The organism is Streptomyces sp. NPDC051636, assembly GCF_044453765.1.
Lineage (GTDB): Bacteria > Actinomycetota > Actinomycetes > Streptomycetales > Streptomycetaceae > Streptomyces.
The window spans coordinates 455,424-472,764 of sequence record NZ_JBITDA010000003.1 but is presented as its reverse complement, the minus strand read 5'-3'; the positions used below and the strand labels follow the sequence as shown (position 1 = coordinate 472,764).

General features: G+C 71.5%; 19 protein-coding genes. 12 read left to right on the top strand and 7 right to left on the bottom strand.

Features of this window, described 5'->3' with window-relative positions:
- Nucleotide 1: 1 nt before the first annotated feature.
- From ACIBBH_RS09195 to ACIBBH_RS09180, 4 genes are read left to right on the top strand one after another with little or no spacing between them, the layout of a single operon-like run.
- Nucleotides 2-1,315: a tetratricopeptide repeat protein gene (locus ACIBBH_RS09195; RefSeq protein WP_399403518.1), complete on the top strand. Its 1,314-nt coding sequence runs from the start codon at nucleotides 2-4 to the stop codon at nucleotides 1,313-1,315.
- Nucleotides 1,315-2,640 (top strand): Clp protease N-terminal domain-containing protein, encoded by a 1,326-nt coding sequence (locus ACIBBH_RS09190; RefSeq protein ID WP_399403516.1) that lies wholly within the window; start codon nucleotides 1,315-1,317, stop codon nucleotides 2,638-2,640. The genes ACIBBH_RS09195 and ACIBBH_RS09190 overlap by 1 nt, the downstream gene beginning before the upstream one ends.
- A 39-nt stretch (nucleotides 2,641-2,679) precedes the next feature.
- Complete coding sequence (locus ACIBBH_RS09185; RefSeq protein WP_399403514.1) at nucleotides 2,680-3,096, top strand: VOC family protein; 417 nt, start codon at nucleotides 2,680-2,682, stop codon at nucleotides 3,094-3,096.
- Nucleotides 3,093-3,830, top strand: a complete 738-nt coding sequence (locus tag ACIBBH_RS09180; RefSeq protein ID WP_399403512.1) for a VOC family protein — start codon at nucleotides 3,093-3,095, stop codon at nucleotides 3,828-3,830. Before ACIBBH_RS09185 ends, ACIBBH_RS09180 begins: the two co-directional genes overlap by 4 nt.
- A 1-nt stretch (nucleotide 3,831) precedes the next feature.
- Here the strand turns inward: ACIBBH_RS09180 and ACIBBH_RS09175 are convergent, their stop codons facing one another.
- From ACIBBH_RS09175 to ACIBBH_RS09165, 3 genes are read right to left on the bottom strand one after another with little or no spacing between them, the layout of a single operon-like run.
- Nucleotides 3,832-4,161 (bottom strand): DUF952 domain-containing protein, encoded by a 330-nt coding sequence (locus ACIBBH_RS09175; RefSeq protein ID WP_399403510.1) that lies wholly within the window; start codon nucleotides 4,159-4,161, stop codon nucleotides 3,832-3,834.
- Between the two features lie 9 nt (nucleotides 4,162-4,170).
- A complete protein-coding gene (locus tag ACIBBH_RS09170) occupies nucleotides 4,171-4,389 on the bottom strand; it encodes a hypothetical protein (RefSeq protein WP_399403508.1) in 219 nt (72 codons plus the stop codon).
- 26 nt (nucleotides 4,390-4,415) lie between these two features.
- On the bottom strand, nucleotides 4,416-5,000 hold the full coding sequence (locus ACIBBH_RS09165; protein ID WP_399403506.1) for a dihydrofolate reductase family protein: 585 nt from the start codon (nucleotides 4,998-5,000) through the stop codon (nucleotides 4,416-4,418).
- A 118-nt stretch (nucleotides 5,001-5,118) separates the two neighbouring features.
- Here ACIBBH_RS09165 and ACIBBH_RS09160 point away from each other — a divergent pair, with 118 nt between their 5' ends.
- Nucleotides 5,119-5,709: a TetR/AcrR family transcriptional regulator gene (locus tag ACIBBH_RS09160; RefSeq protein WP_399403504.1), complete on the top strand. Its 591-nt coding sequence runs from the start codon at nucleotides 5,119-5,121 to the stop codon at nucleotides 5,707-5,709.
- Between the two features lie 651 nt (nucleotides 5,710-6,360).
- Here the strand turns inward: ACIBBH_RS09160 and ACIBBH_RS09155 are convergent.
- Nucleotides 6,361-7,767, bottom strand: coding sequence for a family 2B encapsulin nanocompartment shell protein (locus ACIBBH_RS09155; RefSeq protein ID WP_399403502.1), 1,407 nt, complete (start codon nucleotides 7,765-7,767; stop codon nucleotides 6,361-6,363).
- Nucleotides 7,768-8,074: 307 nt separating this feature from the next.
- Here ACIBBH_RS09155 and ACIBBH_RS09150 point away from each other — a divergent pair, with 307 nt between their 5' ends.
- Both ACIBBH_RS09150 and ACIBBH_RS09145 read left to right on the top strand, forming a co-directional pair.
- Nucleotides 8,075-8,668 carry an N-acetylmuramoyl-L-alanine amidase gene (locus tag ACIBBH_RS09150; RefSeq protein WP_399403500.1) on the top strand — a complete coding sequence of 198 codons (594 nt, stop codon included), beginning with the start codon at nucleotides 8,075-8,077 and terminating at the stop codon, nucleotides 8,666-8,668.
- Between the two features lie 32 nt (nucleotides 8,669-8,700).
- On the top strand, nucleotides 8,701-9,597 hold the full coding sequence (locus ACIBBH_RS09145) for a 1-aminocyclopropane-1-carboxylate deaminase/D-cysteine desulfhydrase (protein WP_399403498.1): 897 nt from the start codon (nucleotides 8,701-8,703) through the stop codon (nucleotides 9,595-9,597).
- 32 nt (nucleotides 9,598-9,629) lie between these two features.
- On the opposite strand, the gene ACIBBH_RS09140 is transcribed toward ACIBBH_RS09145, so the two are convergent.
- Nucleotides 9,630-11,225 carry a Na+/H+ antiporter gene (locus tag ACIBBH_RS09140; RefSeq protein ID WP_399403496.1) on the bottom strand — a complete coding sequence of 532 codons (1,596 nt, stop codon included), beginning with the start codon at nucleotides 11,223-11,225 and terminating at the stop codon, nucleotides 9,630-9,632.
- 61 nt (nucleotides 11,226-11,286) lie between these two features.
- Between ACIBBH_RS09140 and ACIBBH_RS09135 the strand changes: the two genes are divergently transcribed.
- The 3 genes from ACIBBH_RS09135 (at nucleotide 11,287) to ACIBBH_RS09125 (ending at nucleotide 13,351) form a co-directional block, all read left to right on the top strand.
- Nucleotides 11,287-11,547, top strand: coding sequence for a UBP-type zinc finger domain-containing protein (locus tag ACIBBH_RS09135; protein ID WP_399403494.1), 261 nt, complete (start codon nucleotides 11,287-11,289; stop codon nucleotides 11,545-11,547).
- A 275-nt stretch (nucleotides 11,548-11,822) separates the two neighbouring features.
- A complete protein-coding gene (locus ACIBBH_RS09130) occupies nucleotides 11,823-12,236 on the top strand; it encodes an anti-sigma factor (RefSeq protein WP_006136266.1) in 414 nt (137 codons plus the stop codon).
- Nucleotides 12,233-13,351: an RNA polymerase sigma factor SigF gene (locus ACIBBH_RS09125; protein WP_399403492.1), complete on the top strand. Its 1,119-nt coding sequence runs from the start codon at nucleotides 12,233-12,235 to the stop codon at nucleotides 13,349-13,351. The genes ACIBBH_RS09130 and ACIBBH_RS09125 overlap by 4 nt, the downstream gene beginning before the upstream one ends.
- A gap of 75 nt (nucleotides 13,352-13,426) precedes the next feature.
- Here the strand turns inward: ACIBBH_RS09125 and ACIBBH_RS09120 are convergent, their stop codons facing one another.
- Nucleotides 13,427-13,885 (bottom strand): hypothetical protein, encoded by a 459-nt coding sequence (locus ACIBBH_RS09120; RefSeq protein ID WP_399403490.1) that lies wholly within the window; start codon nucleotides 13,883-13,885, stop codon nucleotides 13,427-13,429.
- 115 nt (nucleotides 13,886-14,000) lie between these two features.
- Between ACIBBH_RS09120 and ACIBBH_RS09115 the strand changes: the two genes are divergently transcribed.
- Together ACIBBH_RS09115 and ACIBBH_RS09110 are read left to right on the top strand one after the other, a co-directional pair.
- A complete protein-coding gene (locus ACIBBH_RS09115) occupies nucleotides 14,001-14,969 on the top strand; it encodes a diacylglycerol/lipid kinase family protein (protein ID WP_399403488.1) in 969 nt (322 codons plus the stop codon).
- 321 nt (nucleotides 14,970-15,290) lie between these two features.
- Nucleotides 15,291-15,548, top strand: a complete 258-nt coding sequence (locus ACIBBH_RS09110) for a WhiB family transcriptional regulator (RefSeq protein WP_003992873.1) — start codon at nucleotides 15,291-15,293, stop codon at nucleotides 15,546-15,548.
- 157 nt (nucleotides 15,549-15,705) lie between these two features.
- Here the strand turns inward: ACIBBH_RS09110 and ACIBBH_RS09105 are convergent, their stop codons facing one another.
- A complete protein-coding gene (locus ACIBBH_RS09105; protein ID WP_399403659.1) occupies nucleotides 15,706-17,172 on the bottom strand; it encodes a sensor histidine kinase in 1,467 nt (488 codons plus the stop codon).
- Between the last annotated feature and the right edge of the window lie 169 nt (nucleotides 17,173-17,341).

Genomic DNA, 17,341 nt, shown 5'->3' with positions numbered 1-17,341 from the left:
CGTGCGCCTCCCCGACCCCCACCGCTCCCGGGTCGTGCTGATCGGCGCCAGTCGCTACTCCGACCCCGCCCTGCCCGGCCTCCCGGCCGTCGACCGCACCATCACCGACCTGGCCGCACTCTTCACCGACCAGTACTACGGGCTGGTCCCCGACAGCCACTGCACGGTGCTCCTCGACGAGGGCGACCTCAGGTCCGTCGGCGGGCGGCTGCGGGCCGCCGTGGCCGAGGCGGAGGACCTGCTCCTGGTGTACTACGCGGGGCACGGCCTGGTCAGCGCACGGCGCCACGAGCTGTACCTGGCACTGCCCGACAGCGAGTGGGCGGCGCCCGAGTTCAACTCCCTGGAGTACGACAAGCTGCGCGACGCCGTGCTCGACAGTCCCGCCGAGACCAAGGTCGTCGTCCTCGACTGCTGCTTCTCCGGCCGGGCCGTCTCCGACTCCCTCGCCGGCGGCGAGGGCGAGCGGATCGGGCAGCTGGAGGTGGCCGGCACCTACGTGCTCACCTCGGCCCAGCGCGACCAGGTCGCCCTCGCGCTGCGGGACGAGGACCACACCGCGTTCTCCGGCCGGTTCATGCGGCTGCTGCGCGAGGGCGTGGTCGGCGGACCCGAGCTGCTCACCATCGACGACCTCTACCAGCGGCTGCGCGCGATCATGGAGGCCGAGGGCCTGCCCACCCCGCTCAACCGCGGCGCCGGGACCGCCCACCGGATCGCCCTCGGCATCAACCGCGCCTTCGCCACGACCGCCGGACCAGAACTGCGCAGACGGCACGTCGCCGCCGTCGAACAGGGCAAGGCCGGGGACTGGAAGGGCGCCGCCGGGCAGTTGCAGAAGATCCTCGACGAACAGACCCGCATCCTCGGCCCCGAGGACCACGACACCCTGCGCACCCGCCAGTCCTACGCGCACAGCCTGGGCGGCGCCGGCACCCCCGTGGAGGCCGCCGGACTGCTCCGGCAGCTCCTCGCCGACCAGACACGGCTCCTCGGCCCCGACCACGAGGACACCCTCCGCACCCGCCAGTTCCTCGCCGTCAACCTCGGCGAGGCGGGGCACCGCGACGAGGCCATCGGCATGCTGCGGGTACTGCTGGCCGACCGGGGCCGGGTGCTGGGCGCCGAGCACCCGCACACCCTGCGCACCCGCCACATGCTGGCCCGCAACCTCGCCCTGACGGGCGGGCGGGACGAGGCGGTGGCGTTGCTGCGGCAGCTGGTGGTGGAGCGGGAGCGGGTGCTGGGGGTGGAGCATCCGCATACGCGGAGGGCTCGGGAGGATCTGGCGGGGGTGGAGGAGGGGGTGGAGTGATGTCCGAGCGGTTCACCGAGGACGCGCAACTCGTCGTGGGGCACGCGGAGCGCCACGCCCGCGCGCTCAAACACGACTATGTCGGCACGGAGCACCTCCTCCTGGGCCTGGTGGAGACAGCCGACCGGGCCGGTACCGGAGAGGAGATCGAGGCCCTTCTCGGTCTCTCCTCGCTCCAGATCCGCGGCTCGGTGGTGGGGGCGCGCGGCCTGGGCACGAGACACGCCCCGCAGGTGCTTCCCTACAGTTCGCGTGCCACGGCCGTACTCGAGCAAGCGCCTCTGGAGGCCGAGCGACTCGGAGCCGACGGCGTGGAACCGGTGCACATCCTCCTCGCCCTGACCGCCGTGGGCGGTGGCACGGCTGTGGACGTCCTGCAGGCGAACGGGGTGGACGTCGACCGGGTACGGCGGTCGGTGGTCGGGGAGCTGCGGACCAGCCGTACCGAGCCCCCCGACGCACCGGGCCTCCTCCACAGCGTCACCCGCGTACTCGTCCCGCGACCCGTCGTCGGCCGCGCCTCCGAGATCGACCGGGTGATCCAGGTCCTCACCCGCCACCACCGCAACGTCCCCCTCCTCATCGGGGAGCCCGGCGTCGGCAAGAACGCCGTGGCCGTCGGTGTCGCCTCGGCGATCGCGGAGGGACGCCTCCCGACGGCCCTGCGGGACCACACCGTCCGCGCACTGGACCTCGGCACCACCCTCGCCGACCCGCAGCACCGGGCCCGGGGCGGCGCCCTCATCGCCGACCTGCTGGACGAGTTCAGGAACAACCCCCACGTCGTCCTCTGCCTCGACGGCGCCCTCACCCCGCTGCACCTGCCCGACGGCATCACCACACCCCTGAGTCTGTTCCGTCCCCTGCTCGACATCCCCGACGTCTTCGTCTTCGGCGACTGCGAGCGGGCGCAGTACGAGCGGCGGGAGCCGGATCCCGGCCTGGACCGGCTCGTCCAACCGGTGTTCGTGGCGGAGCCGTCCGACGATGACGTACGGGACATCCTCCGCACCGTCGGCAACCGCCTGGAGAACCACCACAACGTGATTTTCTTCGACAACGCTCTGGAGGCCGCCGCCGCCCTCGCCCGGGACCACGTCCCCGACCAGTCCCTGCCCGGTTCGGCGATCGGTCTGCTGGACGAGGCCGCGGCGCTGGTGCGGATGCGGGCCGCGCGCTCGGACACGCCACCGGACGTGATCCCGGCCGTCAAGCAGCGCCACGTCCACGCGGCCCTCGCCGCCTGCTCCGGCATCCAGACCCCCGCACCCCGTCCCGCCCCCGCCCCCGAAGCACACGACCCCTCCGTCTGGGCCATGAGCTGAGGCAGCGCTCCCGGCCGCTCCGGAACTACCGTGACCCCCATGGACCTGAAACTCGCACAGTGCTTCATCGCCGTGGACGACCACGACAAGGCGCTCGCCTTCTACGTGGACGTCCTGGGCCTGGAAGTCCGCAACGACGTCGGCTTCGAGGGCATGCGGTGGGTGACCGTCGGCTCCCCGCTCCAGCCGGACGTGGAGATCGTGCTGGAGCCGCCCGCCGCGAACCCGGACACCTCGCCCGCCGACCGGGAGGCGATGGCCGAACTGCTCGCCAAGGGGATTCTGCGCGGGGTCATCTTCACCACCCGCGACTGCGACGCCCTGTACGCGCGGGTCCGGGATGCCGGCGGCGACGTGTTGCAGGAGCCGACGGACCAGCCGTACGGCGTGCGCGACTGCGCGTTCCGGGATCCGGCCGGAAACATGCTGCGGTTCATCGAGCGGGCGGACGCGTGACCATCCGCTGGACGTACGCCTTCGTCGACCGGCCGGCCGAGCACCTGGCGCGGGCCCGGGACTTCTGGACGGCCGTCACCGGGACCGGGCTGTCCGGACCCCGCGGGGAGAGCGGCGAGTTCGTGACGCTCATCCCCGAGGCGGGGACCGACGCCTGTGTGAAGGCGCAGGGGGTTGCCTCGGGCGACGGCGGCGCGCACATCGACCTCTGCGCCGAGGACGTGGCCGCGCTGGTGAAGTCGGCCCGCGAACTCGGTGCCGATGTGGTCGCCGAGCACGACGGGTGGGCCGTACTGCGGTCGCCCGCCGGGCAGTTGTTCTGCGCGGTGCCGTGGCACGGTGAGTCGGTACGGCCGCCGGTGGTCGCGGGCAGCCGGCTCGACCAGGTGTGCCTGGACGTGCCGCCCTCAGCGTACGAGGCCGAGTCCGCCTTCTGGGCGGAGCTGACCGGCTGGGAGCTGCTGACCGGATCGCTCCCGGAGTTCCGGGTGCTCCGGCCGCCGCCGGGCCTGCCGGTCCGTGTCCTGCTCCAGCGGCTCGGCGAGGAGCGGCCCGCATCCGCACACCTGGATGTGGCCTGCGCGGACATCCCGGCGAGCCGGGCACGTCACGAGGCCCTGGGCGCGTCCTTCGTCGCCGACGGCACCCACTGGACGGTGATGCGCGATCCGGCGGGCGGGGTCTACTGCCTGACCGGCCGGGACCCGCAGACGGGCGGGCTGCCACCGGCGTAGGTCATCCCCAGGGCTCCACCTCCACCACGGCCTCGACCGGCACGGGCCCGTACACGTGCGGGAACTCCTCGCCGCCCGGCTCCATGGCCTCGTACTTCACCGGCACGCCGACCCGGCCGGGGTCGACGACCAGGACCACCAGGTCGTCGGGGCCGTCGGGGCCGTACAGGAAGGCGGCGACGCGCGGGAGTTGTTCGCGGGTGGAGAAGTGGATGAAGCCCTGCTCCTGGAGGGTTTTGCCGCGGGTCGCCATCTCGTAGGTGCCGCGCTCGCGGGCCGCTTCCCACACGGAGCGTTCGGTGATGTGCAGGATGTACGGCAGTTTCGTCATGCGGCCACGCTACGGGGCGGGCTCGTGCCCCGGCGGATCGTTTTCCGGGGGCGCCGGGGGGTGGGGCCGCTCCTCGGGGCCGCCGGGTTCGGCGCTGGCCGGGCAGTCGGGGTTGCGGCAGGGCCCGGGGCCCCACACCGGGACCCAGGCACCCAGCGTCTTGTGCCGTCGGACGACGGTCTCGACGGGCTGTCCGCAGACCGGACAGGCGTGTTCCTCGCTGCCCATGTCCTCAGGGTAGGGCGGCCGGGGGTTCAGCGCTTCCTGGTGTACGTCCGTACGAGCACCCCGTTGCCGAACGTGCGCACCGACTCCAGCGCGAAGTCCGTGACGGTGAAGCCGGTGCCGAACATGGGCATGCCGGAGCCGTACACCTGCGGGTAGGTCTTGATGACGAGTTCGTCGATCTCGTCGAGCAGTTCGCCGGCGAGCTGGGAGCCGCCGCAGAGCCAGATGCCGAGATCGCCGTCCTCGGCCTTCAACTCGCGGATCCGGGCGACCAGGTCGCCGTCGATCACGGTCACGTTCGGGTCGGGCGCGGTGCCGAGGGTACGTGAGGCGACGTACTCTCGCAGGTGGCCGTAGGGGCTCGTGACGCCGGCGTCGAGCGCGATCTGGTAGCTGGCGCGGCCCTGGATCACGGTGTCGAAGTGCCGGTTGCCGGTGTCCGCGATGCCCAGCGGCTTACGGGCGTGGGCCGCGGTGGTCTCCGGGTACGCCGAGGTGAGGTACCCGACGAACTCCTCGTCGAGGAAGGCGAACATCGACGAGGCGTCGCCGTGCGGGTCTCCGATGAAGCCGTCGATGGAGCAGGCGACGAAGTAGGTGAGCTTTCGCAAGCTGGTCTCTTTCCGTAGGCTGCGACGTGCTGCCGCGACCACTCCAGTTGTAGTACTTCGCTTGTCGTGGTTGCAAGGGGGTTCAGGCAGGCATGGCAAGTGGGAGAGGAGATTCCGCATGGCCGGTAACCCGGAGCGCCGGGCCGCCCTCGTGGACGCCGGCACCGAGGTGCTCGCCCGGAGCGGAGCGCGGGGGCTGACGTTCCGCGCGGTGGACGCCGAGGCGGGCGTGCCGGTGGGCACCGCGTCGAACTACTTCACCGACCGCGACGACCTGCTGCGCCAGATCGACGCCCGGATGCACACCCGGCTCGCGCCCGACCCCGAGGTGCTCGCCGGGCTGATGGCCGCGCCCAAGGACCGCACACTGGTCACGGCCCTGATGCGCGACCTCATGGGCCGCGTGACCCGCGACCGGACGGGCTATCTCGCCCTCCTGGAGCTGCGCCTGGAGGCCACCCGCCGCCCCGGGCTGCGCGCCTCCTTCACCGAGTCGGTGCGCGCCGAGCTGGAGTACGGCATGGACTTCCACCGCCGGGCCGGACTCCCCGGCGGCGACGAGACCGTAGCCGTGCTCTACCTCGCCATGCTCGGCCTGATCCTGGAACACCTGACCCTGCCGGGCGTTCTGGAGGGGGTGCTGCCCGGCACGGGTGTCCCCGACGGTCTGGTCGAACGACTCGTGACGACGATCGTGCCGGAGCGCTAGCACGGCCATGGCCGATAGCCGCCACAGCCGCGTAGCCGACGCAGTCGCGAAGCCGCGAGCGGGGGAGCCCCCCGTCAGCGCCGGGCCGCGCGACCCACCCGCCGGCCCGGCCCACCGCACCCGTCGGACCACCGGTGGCACAACCCCCGTCGGCAAAAGGGACGAGCCCCGCACACCGTGGGGATGTGCGGGACCCGCGGGGCCGGAGCCCCCGGTGACGGTGCGGGGTCAGGAGCCGCACGGTCCCGGAGACTCCGGGGTCTTCACACAGCCGCCTCAGCCGCTGCGCCGCGTCACGAACTCGGCCGGCGCCGGCGGACCCCCGCCGCCTCCGGTTCCGGAACCGCACGGGCCGGCTCCTGGATCGCCCGGGCCTTCCGGTCGGCCGAGGCACGGGCGCGGCCCAGGATCGCCGCGGTCCCGTGCCCGTCGAGCGGGCCCGGCCTGCCGTCACCGGCGGGCCCTCGCCGTTCGTACGGTTCGAGCACCCCGCCGGGCAACGGTGATCCCCCGGAGCGCCGATCCGTCTCCGTCATCAACTCGGCCATGGGTCCCTCTCGCGGAGTCCGCGGACGGTGGCGTTTCCGCCCCGACTGAGCCCGTACCCGGAGGGTCTACCCGCGCCGACGGGCGGGAACACTGCCGCGAACGTCACCTCCAGCGACCGATCTCGACGTTCTCCAGCACCCCCAGCGCGTCCGGTACCAGGACCGCCGCCGAGTAGTAGGCCGTGACCAGGTACTTGATGATGGCCTGTTCGTTGATGCCCATGAAGCGCACGGACAGGCTGGGCTCGATCTCGTCCGGGACGCCGGCCTGGCGCAGTCCGATGACGCCCTGTTCCTCCTCTCCCAGACGCATGGCGATGACGGAGCTCGTCCGCGCCTCGGTGACCGGGATCTTGTTGCACGGGAAGATCGGCACTCCGCGCCAGGTGGGGATGCGGTTGCCGCTCATCTCGATGGTCTCCGGGACGAGTCCGCGCTTGTTCAGCTCGCGCCCGAACGCGGAGATCGCGCGGGGGTGGGCGAGGAACAGCTTGGTGCCGCGCCGGCGGCTGAGCAGCTCGTCCATGTCGTCCGGGCTGGGCACGCCGTCGTGCGGCTGGATCCGCTGGTCGTACTGGCAGTTGTTGAGCAGGCCGAACTCGCGGTTGTTGATCAGCTCGTGTTCCTGGCGCTCCTTCAGCGCCTCGATGGTGAGCCGCAGTTGCTGCTCGGTCTGGTTCATCGGCTGGTTGTAGAGGTCGGCCACGCGCGTGTGGATGCGCAGCACGGTCTGCGCGATGCTCAGCTCGTACTCGCGCGGGCCGGCCTCGTAGTCGACGAAGGTGTGCGGGATGTCCGGCTCGCCGCTGTGGCCGGCGGCGAGGTCGACCGCCTTCTCGCCGTACTTGTTGGTGCGCTGCCGCGGGACCGAGCGCCGCCGCTCGACGTGCTCGCGCAGGGAGCCGGCGCGTTCGGCGACCTGCTCGAAGTCCTGGCGGGTCAGGATGAGCACCGTGCAGGCGGTGTCCGCGCGGGCGGTGTACTCCCAGATGGCGTCCGGATCGAGCAGCGCCTGCTCGCCGAAGTACGCGCCGTCGGCGAGGACACCGAGGACCGCGTCGTCGCCGTACGGACCCGTACCGGCCTTCTCGACCCTCCCGTGGGCGAGCAGGTAGACCTTGTCGGTCCGGCTGCCGAAGGAGGCGATCACCTCCCCCGGGGCGAAGTCCCGGCGGTGGCAGCGCCGAGCCAGCTCCGAGAGCACCTCCTGGTCGTCGTACGACCGCAGGGCCGGCAGTTCGGCGAGCTCGCCGGGGATCACCTCGACGCGGTCGCCGGTCTTGACGAAGGTGATCCGGCCGTCACCGAGCGCGTACGTCAGTCGCCGGTTGACGCGGTACGTCCCGCCCTGCACGTTCACCCAGGGCAGCATCCGCAGCAGCCAGCGCGAACTGATCTCCTGCATCTGGGGCGCGGACTTGGTGGTCGTGGCCAGGTTCCGCGCCGCCGCGGTGTTCAGACTCTGCTGCGGCCTGCCCTGTTCCCCGCGGACCTCTTCGCCTACCGACATAGAGAATTGCCCTCCCGGTCATGTTCCGGCACCGAACTGCGCCGGGCATCGCTCTCACAGCCAGGCTCCCATTACGGAGCGTATCGATGCCATTACCCAAAAGAGCGGGATTGGATCATCGCACTACCGGGCAAACAGGGAGATCCCGTCCATCACGCGACACCATCCGCCGGGATTGTGGGGGTTGTCCGGATCGGCTCGCTCAGTGTGCGAACGATGTAGTCCGGGACGTCCGGTTTCGGTAGAAGCAGCCGTACGAGGCGGCCGCGACCGGCCGCCGCACCAGCACAGCGCGAAGGAGGCGTCCATGGCCTCACCCATGTCCGCGAGCGGTTTTCTGGGCGCCCTGAGAGCCGAGGGGCTCACCGTCGTCGAGGTCGGCGACTGGGCACACCACAACCGCGACCACAAGGGGCCGTGGGGGCCCGTCCACGGCGTGATGATCCACCATACGGCGACCGAGGGCGGCGAGCGGACGGTGGCCCTCTGCCGGGACGGCTACGCCGACCTGCCGGGCCCGCTGTGCCACGGCGTGATCACCAAGGACGGCACCGTCCATCTCGTAGGCCACGGCCGCGCCAACCACGCCGGGCTCGGCGACGACGACGTACTGCGCGCCGTGATCGCCGAGAAAGGACTGCCGCCGGACAACGAGGCCGGCACCGACGGCAACCGGTACTTCTACGGCTTCGAGTGCGAGAACCTCGGCGACGGCCAGGACCCCTGGCCCAAGGCCCAGCTGGACGCCGTCGAGAAGGCCGCCGCGGCCGTGTGCCGCCACCACGGCTGGACGGAACGCTCGGTCATCGGCCACCTGGAGTGGCAGCCGGGGAAGGTGGACCCGCGGGGGTTCACGATGGGGTGGCTGAGGGGGCGGATCAAGGAGCGTCTGAAGGAGTAACGGGGAAGGTTCCCCCGGGCGACAATGAACCGGTGACCAGCCCCGACGCCGCCCTGCGCCCCCTTCTCCCCTCCCCCCTCCAGGAGGTGGCCGACGACCGGTTCGCGAGCCACGGGATACGTCTCCTGCTCAAGCGCGACGACCTGATCCACCCGGACCTGATCGGGAACAAGTGGCGCAAGCTGGTGCCGAACATCGAGGCGGCGGGTGGCCGCACGATCGTGACCTTCGGCGGCGCGTACTCCAACCACCTGCGGGCCACCGCCGCCGCGGGCCGCCTCCTCGGCCTGACCACCGTCGGCGTGGTCCGCGGCCAGGAGCTGGCCGACCGGCCCCGCAACCCGTCCCTGGCCCGGTGCGAGGCCGACGGCATGCGGCTGCACTTCGTCGACAGGTCGACGTACCGCCGCAAGGCCGATCCCGAGACTCTGGACGCCATCCTGGGCACCCTCGGCGCCCGGGACGCGTACGTCGTCCCGGAGGGCGGCAGCAACGCCGAAGCCGTCCGCGGCTGCCAGGCCCTCGGCCGGGAACTGCGCGGCCGCGCCGACGTCGTCGCCCTCGCCTGCGGCACCGGCGGCACACTCGCCGGTACGGCCGCCGGCCTCGCCCCGGACCAGCGCGCCCTGGGCATACCCGTCCTCAGGGGCGGCTTCCTGACCGCCGAGATACGAACCCTCCAGGAGCGGGCCTTCGGCGCCCGCCGCGGCACCTGGTCCCTGGACGACCGCTTCCACTTCGGCGGCTACGCCCGCACCACCCCCGGACTCGACGCCTTCGCCGAGGACTTCGAGACCCGCCACGGCCTGCCCGTGGAGCGTCTGTATGTCGCCAAGTTGCTGTACGGACTCGTCACCCTGGCGGGCGAAGGCGCCTTCCGGCGCGGGACGACGGTCACCGCCGTGGTCACCGGCCGGCCCTTCCCGTAGCCCCCGCGCCCGGACCGCACCCGGCACCGCCCCTACGCCGCCTCCCGGTACGCCGCCGCCTCCTCCAGGTCCAGCCTGCGCAGCAGTGTGCGCAGCATCTCGTCGTCGATGTAGCGGTGGTCGCGCAGGCGGACGAACACCTCCCGCTCGGCGCTGATCATCTCCCGGGCCAGGCGGCGGTAGGTGTCGTCGACCGTCTCCCCGGTGACGGGGTTCACCGCGCCGAGCCGCTCCCAGACGGCGTTGCGGCGGCGCTCCAGGACCGTGCGGAGGCGGTCGGCGAGGGGCGGGGGCAGGAGGTTGCGCTCGTCGGAGAGGAGCTCGTCGAGGCGCTGCTCGGCGGCCCGGGAGGCCTGCGCCTGGGCATTGGCCTCGGCGAGCGTCTCGGCCTGTGCGTCCCGGCCGGGGAACTTCAGCAGACGGATCAGCGGGGGCAGGGTCAGGCCCTGCAGGACCAGCGTCCCGATGACCGTCGTGAAGGTCAGGAACAGGATCAGGTTGCGCTGCGGGAAGGCGCCGCCGCCGTGCACCGTGAGCGGGATCGAGAAGGCGATGGCGAGGGAGACCACGCCCCGCATCCCGGCCCACGCGGTGACCATCGCGCCCCGCCAGGTGGGGTTCGGCTCCCGTTCCCCGACCCGCGCCGACAGCAGGCGCGGCAGGAAGGCCGCCGGATACACCCACACGAACCGGGTCGCGACCACCACCAGGAAGACGGCCACCGCGTACCAGGCGGCGTCGGCACCCTCGTACTCCCCGAGGCCCTTGAGGACGACCGGCAGTTGCAGGCCGATGAGCGCGAAGACCGCGGACTCCAGGACGAAGGCGACCATCTTCCACACCGCCTCCTCCTGCAGCCGGGTGGCGAAGTCGACCTCCCACGCGCGGTGCCCGAGGTAGAGGGCGACGACCACGACCGCGAGGACGCCCGAGGCGTGCAGCTGCTCGGCGACGCCGTACGCGACGAACGGGATGAGCAGGGAGAGGGTGTTCTGGAGCAGTGGTTCCTTCAGGTGTGTGCGCAGCCAGTGCAGGGGCGCCATCAGGACCAGGCCGACGCCGACGCCGCCGACCGCCGCGAGCAGGAACTCGCCGATACCGCCGGCCCAGGTGGCGCCCGCGCCGACGGCCGCCGCGAGGGCCACCTTGTACGCGGTGATCGCGGTGGCGTCGTTCAGGAGGGACTCGCCCTGGAGGATCGTGGTGATCCGGGAGGGCAGGCCGACCCGGCGCGCGACCGCCGTCGCCGCGACCGCGTCCGGCGGCGCCACCACCGCGCCCAGCACCAGCGCGGCGGGCAGCGGCATCCCGGGGACGATCAGGTAGGCGGCGCAGCCGACGACGAAGGTCGCGAAGAGCACGTATCCCACCGACAGCAGTGCCACCGGACGCAGCTGGGCCCTGAGGTCCAGGTAGGAGCTGTCGGTCGCCGACGTGTAGAGCAGCGGGGGCAGCAGGAGGGGGAGGACGACCTCGGGATCGAGGGTGTAGTCCGGCACCCCGGGGACGTACGAGACCAGCAGTCCGGCCGCGACCAGCAGCAGCGGGGCCGGCACCGGCGTCCGCCGGGCCGCCGCGGCGATCGCGGCGCTCCCCGCCACCAGCAGCAGCAGCGGCATCACGTCCATCGTCCTCGCCCGCCCTCTTTTTCCGCGCGGTCACCCGCGCGCCCGTCGTAATCTGGCAATCATGAAACAGTGCACGCACGCCGACGCGCTGTCGCACCCGGAACCCGAGCCGCTGAGCGAGACCTGCCTGCAGTGTCTCGCGGAGGGCACGCACCCGGTGCAGCTGCGGAAGTGTCTGACCTGTGGCCACGTCGGCTGCTGCGACTCCTCGCCCGGGAGGCATGCCACGGGGCACCACGAGAAGTCCGGTCACCCGGTGATGCGGACCTTCGAACCGGGCGAGGACTGGCGGTGGTGCTTCGTCGACCACGTCCTCGTGTAACCCTGTACAGGTGAGTCGACCCCGGCGCCGATCCCGACGGTTCGAGCGTCTGACGTCTGGGTACGTCAACCCGGCGCGCGCTCTTCCCAATTGGGCCCGCTGGACCTCTAGACACGGAGCGTATCCAGAGTTTTACTGTGAGTGACGCCAGGGGGTTGGGGTCCCGGGGACAGGAACGTTCGGAGCGCGATAGCGTCACCGCTGAACCATGTATCGCGTTACCCCGAGGGGCGACCCTCGGCCCCCCTGAAGCTTGTACCACCATGGAGGTGAGGGTGTCCCAGATCGCAGGCGAGCCCGCGACCCAGGACTTCGTGGAAGTCCGGCTGCCGGCTGCGGGTGCCTACCTGTCGGTGCTGCGGACGGCCACGGCCGGTCTCGCCGCCCGCTTGGACTTCACCCTGGACGAGATCGAGGACCTGCGCATCGCCGTGGACGAGGCCTGCGCGATCCTGCTCCAGCAGGCCGTGCCCGGATCTGTGCTCAGCTGTGTCTTCCGGCTCGTCGACGACTCGCTCGAGGTCACGGTCTCGGCACCCACCACGGACGGCCACGCGCCCTCGCGGGACACCTTCGCCTGGACCGTGCTGTCGGCCCTGGCGGGCAAGGTCTCGTCGGCCGTCGACGAGGACCGGACCGTGTCGATCAGCCTCTACAAACAGCGCGGCGCGGGACCCGGGCCGGCGTGAGGAACGGGGACGGGCCGGTGCGGGACGAAGAGCGCGGCACACGGGAGCTGCCGGCCGGGGGCGCGGGCTCTCCGGACGGTTCCCGACGCATGCGGGACGGCATCGACGGGATCCCGGAGCAGGCCAGGCCGCACCCGGAGGACCACTCCGCGGAGGCCGGCTTCCCGGACGACGGGCAGCGGGATCGGGAAGGTGCCGTGCAGAGCGCGCCTCTGGAGCGGCGGAGCGGGGTTTCCCCGGCCCGGACGGAGGCGAGGGCTCGGGGAAGGGCGACGGGCGGGACGATGAGCGAGCACGAACGGGACGACGACGAGCTGGGCGCGCAGGCCGCGCCGGCCCTGCAGGGTGTGCAGCACGACCCCCAGGACCGCAGTGGAGCGCGCGCGCTGTTCGTCGAGCTGCGGGCGCTGAGGGAGGGCAGCCCGGAGTACGCGGAGCTGCGCAACCAGCTGGTCCGTATGCACCTGCCGCTCGTGGAGCATCTCGCGCGCCGCTTCCGCAACCGGGGTGAGCCGCTGGACGACCTCACCCAGGTCGCCACCATCGGCCTGATCAAGTCGGTCGACCGGTTCGACCCGGACCGGGGCGTGGAGTTCTCCACGTACGCCACCCCCACGGTCGTCGGTGAGATCAAGCGGCATTTCCGCGACAAGGGCTGGGCGGTCCGCGTTCCGCGCCGGCTGCAGGAGCTGCGTCTGTCGCTCACCACGGCCACGGCCGAGCTGTCCCAGCAGCACGGGCGCTCGCCCACGGTCCACGAGCTGGCCGAGAAGCTCGCCATCTCCGAGGAGGAGGTCCTGGAGGGCCTGGAGTCGGCGAACGCCTACTCCACCCTCTCCCTGGACGTCCCCGACACCGACGACGAGTCCCCGGCGGTCGCCGACACCCTCGGCGCGGAGGACGAGGCGCTGGAGGGCGTGGAATACCGCGAGTCCCTCAAGCCGCTGCTGGAAGACCTCCCGCCCCGAGAGAAGCGGATCCTTCTCCTCCGCTTCTTCGGCAACATGACCCAGTCCCAGATCGCCCAGGAGGTCGGCATCTCCCAGATGCACGTCTCCCGTCTCCTGGCCCGAACACTGGCCCAGCTGCGGGAGAAGCTGCTGGTGGAGGAGTAGGCGCACGGCACACACAGCGGGCGGCGCGATGGCGTCGCCCGCAGCCGTACGGTCAGCCCGCCGAACCCCGGCGGGCTATCGCTTGGTCTCCTCCGCCCGCCCCGGCCCCTTGATGCCAAGGGCCTCCGTCGTGGCCGGGTTGACCAGCAGCACCAGCGCGGCCACCGCGACGACCGCGAGGGCGATGCCCACCGGGATGGCGGCGCTGTCGGCCTTCAGGAGGTTGTAGGCGATCGGGAGGGCCATGATCTGCGTGACCACGGCGGGGCCCCGGCTCCAGCCGCGCCGCAGCAGCAGGCCGCGCGCGGCGAGCAGCGGCAGCAGGGCGAGGACGACCAGGGTGATGCCCAGGGTCACGGCCTGCCGCCGGTCGTCCGGGTCGCCGGTGATGCCGAGTACGAGCATCCACACACCCCCGACCGCCAGCGCGGCCCCCTCCAGCGCGACCAGCGCCGCCGCGCAGGTCAGCCGGCGCGGACGGGGGCCGTCGGTTTCGGCGGGGGTCCGGGAGGTGGGGTTCTGCTCACTGCTCACCCCTGAAGGGTAGCCGTCGCCCCGCACGCCGGGTGTCCAGGTTCACGCCCCCTGCTCTTACCGGATCCCCACCTCGGTCTGGGCCCAGTACCGCCCAGTAGGTACCCTGCAACTCATGCGTGCACTTCTCGTGGTCAATCCGGCGGCAACCACCACAAGCGCACGTAGGCGTGACGTGCTGATCCACGCCCTGGCGAGCGAGATGAAGCTCGAGGCGGTCACCACCGAGTACCGCGGCCACGCACGCGACCTGGGCCGGCAGGCGGCGGACAGCGACGACATCGACCTGATCGTGGCCCTCGGCGGTGACGGCACCGTCAACGAGGTCGTCAACGGCCTCCTGCACGCCGGCCCCGACCCGGACCGCCTGCCCGGCCTCGCCGTGGTCCCCGGTGGCTCCACCAACGTCTTCGCCCGCGCCCTGGGCCTGCCCAACGACAACGTCGAGGCCACCGGCGCCCTGCTGGACGCCCTGCGCGAGGGCCGCGAGCGTGTCGTCGGCCTCGGCCTGACCTCCGGCACGCCCGGCACCGAGGACGAGGCGGTCCCGTCGCGCTGGTTCACCTTCAACGCGGGTCTCGGTTTCGACGCGGGCGTGGTCGGCCGGGTCGAGCAGCAGCGCGAGCGTGGCAAGAAGTCGACGCACGCGCTGTACGTGCGTCAGGTCGTCCGGCAGTTTCTCGGCGAGCCGCATCGCCGGCGCGGCACGATCACGCTCGAACACCCCGGCGCGGACCCGGTCACCGATCTTGTGGTCGCCATAGTCTCGAACACGTCGCCTTGGACCTATCTCGGCAATCGCCCGATGTACACGTCACCTAAGGCTTCGTTCGACAAGGGTCTCGACGTACTCGGTCTCAGTCGCCTGTCCACGGCCGCGGTTGCCCGGTATGCCACCCAGTTGCTCACTTCGTCCCCCGAGCGCGGACCCCACGGCAAGCACGCCACCTCCCTGCACGACCTGGACCAGTTCACCTTGCATTCGAAGGTGCCACTCCCCCTCCAGATGGACGGCGACCACCTCGGAGTGCGCACCAGCGTGACGTTCACAGGCGTACGCCGTGCACTGCGTGTGATTGTGTGAGTGGAACCGGCCAAAGTCCTTTCACTCGAACGTTTAGGCCAGGATCCACCCCATGGAAGTACGGCTGTGACCTAGTCGACACCGAGGAATCAAAAAAAACTTTCCGGAAGGGGTTGTATCCGCCGCTGAGGTTTGCGAGTCTCTACGTGGCGATCGGGACGGCCCGCAACACCGGCCTCCACTGATCACCAGAACCCCTCTTCAAAACCAAGGACCACGCCGGGGAAGACTCGGCGGTCGGCCCTTCACTTGTTGAGGGATTCGTGAAAGCGTTCACATTCACAAGCAATCTGCATGTAATACCAAGGAGAGGTAGCAGCCATGGACTGGCGTCACAACGCCGTTTGCCGCGAGGAAGACCCCGAGCTCTTCTTCCCCATCGGCAACACCGGTCCTGCGCTGCTGCAGATCGAGGAAGCCAAGGCCGTCTGCCGTCGCTGCCCGGTGATCGAGCAGTGTCTGCAGTGGGCGCTCGAGTCCGGCCAGGACTCCGGCGTCTGGGGTGGTCTCAGCGAGGACGAGCGCCGCGCCATGAAGCGCCGCGCCGCCCGCAACCGGGCTCGTCAGGCCTCCGCCTGACCATCCACCCCTGCTGACAGCCTGAGCTTGGCGGCGCGTACAGCGAGTACGCATCTCCCGCCCCCGAGCCGCAGCGCGCAGTACCCCGATGCGCTTAGCAAGCAGCAACGAGCTTCAGCCCCGGATCACCTGTGATCCGGGGCTCAATGCTGTCCGGCTACTTCTGCGCCCGCACCGGAATGTCGAGGATCACCCGCGTCCCCCGCTCCGGCGCCGGAACCATGTCGAAGGTTCCCCCCAACTCCCCCTCCACCAGGGTGCGTACGATCTGCAGGCCCAGGTTGCCCGAGCGGTGCGGGTCGAAGCCGTCGGGCAGGCCGACCCCGTCGTCCTGGACGGTGACCAGGAGGCGGGCCTCCTTGGTGGTGCCGCCGCGCACCGCGGAGACCTCGACGGTGCCGGTGTCGCCCTCACGGAAGCCGTGCTCCAGGGCGTTCTGCAGGATCTCGGTGAGGACCATGGACAGCGGGGTGGCGACCTCGGCGTCGAGTATGCCGAAGCGGCCGCTGCGCCGGCCGGTGACCTTGCCCGGCGAGATCTCGGCGACCATGGCGAGCACACGGTCGGCGATCTCGTCGAACTCCACACGCTCGTCCAGATTCTGGGACAGCGTCTCGTGCACGATCGCGATGGAGCCGACCCTCCGCACGGCCTCCTCCAGCGCCTCCCGGCCGCGCTCGGAGTCGATGCGCCGGGCCTGGAGGCGGAGCAGGGCGGCCACCGTCTGGAGGTTGTTCTTCACCCGGTGGTGGATCTCCCGGATGGTGGCGTCCTTGGTGATCAACTCGCGTTCCCGGCGCCGCAGTTCGGTGACGTCCCGGAGCAGCACCAGCGAACCGATGCGTGTTCCCTTGGGCTTGAGCGGGATCGCCCGGAACTGGATCACCCCGTCGTTCGACTCGATCTCGAACTCGCGCGGCGCCCATCCGCTGGCGACCTTGGCCAGCGCCTCGTCCACCGGCCCCCGGGTGGGGGCGAGTTCGGCGGTGGTCCGGCCCAGGTGGTGGCCGACCAGGTCGGCGGCGAGGCCGAGGCGGTGGTAGGCGGACAGGGCGTTCGGCGAGGCGTACTGGACGAGGCCGTCCGCGTCCAGCCGGATCAGGCCGTCGCCGACGCGCGGCGAGGCGTCCATGTCGACCTGCTGGTCGGGGAACGGGAAGGAGCCGGCCGCGATCATCTGCGCCAGGTCCGAGGCGCTCTGCAGGTACGTCAGCTCCAGGCGGCTCGGGGTGCGCACGGTCAGCAGGTTCGTGTTGCGGGCGATGACGCCGAGGACGCGCCCTTCCCGTCGTACGGGGATCGACTCGACCCGGACCGGGACCTCCTCGCGCCACTCCGGGTCGCCCTCGCGCACGATCCGGCCCTCGTCGAGCGCCGCGTCCAGCATGGGGCGGCGGCCGCGCGGAACCAGGTGGCCGACCATGTCGTCCTGGTAGGAGGTCGGACCGGTGTTGGGCCGCATCTGGGCGACCGAGACGTACCGCGTGCCGTCCCGGGTGGGGACCCACAGGACCAGGTCCGCGAAGGAGAGGTCGGAGAGCAGTTGCCACTCCGAGACCAGCAGGTGGAGCCACTCGAGGTCGGAGTCGTCGAGGGCGGTGTGCTGGCGTACGAGTTCGTTCATGGAGGGCACGTCTGCGAGCGTACCCGGGGGCTCGGACACGGCCGAAAAAACACCCGCGGGCCGCGGCGCCTGGGAGGGACCCTCAACCCTCCCGGCACCGCAGCCCGGAGCAGCATCGGCCGTGGGGTGTGCGGTCCCGGTCGGCCGAAGGATGAGGAGCCGGGGCAGT

Excerpts from the sequence above, each read along its gene's own strand:
- ACIBBH_RS09190 (WP_399403516.1), top strand. The coding sequence starts at position 1,315 with ATGTCCGAGCGGTTCACCGAGGACGCGCAACTCGTCGTGGGGCACGCG.
- ACIBBH_RS09155 (WP_399403502.1), bottom strand. The coding sequence starts at position 7,767 with ATGTCGGTAGGCGAAGAGGTCCGCGGGGAACAGGGCAGGCCGCAGCAG.
- ACIBBH_RS09115 (WP_399403488.1), top strand. The coding sequence starts at position 14,001 with ATGCGTGCACTTCTCGTGGTCAATCCGGCGGCAACCACCACAAGCGCA.
- ACIBBH_RS09185 (WP_399403514.1), top strand. The coding sequence starts at position 2,680 with ATGGACCTGAAACTCGCACAGTGCTTCATCGCCGTGGACGACCACGAC.
- ACIBBH_RS09160 (WP_399403504.1), top strand. The coding sequence starts at position 5,119 with ATGGCCGGTAACCCGGAGCGCCGGGCCGCCCTCGTGGACGCCGGCACC.
- ACIBBH_RS09170 (WP_399403508.1), bottom strand. The coding sequence starts at position 4,389 with ATGGGCAGCGAGGAACACGCCTGTCCGGTCTGCGGACAGCCCGTCGAG.
- ACIBBH_RS09135 (WP_399403494.1), top strand. The coding sequence starts at position 11,287 with ATGAAACAGTGCACGCACGCCGACGCGCTGTCGCACCCGGAACCCGAG.
- ACIBBH_RS09105 (WP_399403659.1), bottom strand. The coding sequence starts at position 17,172 with ATGAACGAACTCGTACGCCAGCACACCGCCCTCGACGACTCCGACCTC.
- ACIBBH_RS09175 (WP_399403510.1), bottom strand. The coding sequence starts at position 4,161 with ATGACGAAACTGCCGTACATCCTGCACATCACCGAACGCTCCGTGTGG.
- ACIBBH_RS09110 (WP_003992873.1), top strand. The coding sequence starts at position 15,291 with ATGGACTGGCGTCACAACGCCGTTTGCCGCGAGGAAGACCCCGAGCTC.
- ACIBBH_RS09140 (WP_399403496.1), bottom strand. The coding sequence starts at position 11,225 with ATGGACGTGATGCCGCTGCTGCTGCTGGTGGCGGGGAGCGCCGCGATC.
- ACIBBH_RS09150 (WP_399403500.1), top strand. The coding sequence starts at position 8,075 with ATGGCCTCACCCATGTCCGCGAGCGGTTTTCTGGGCGCCCTGAGAGCC.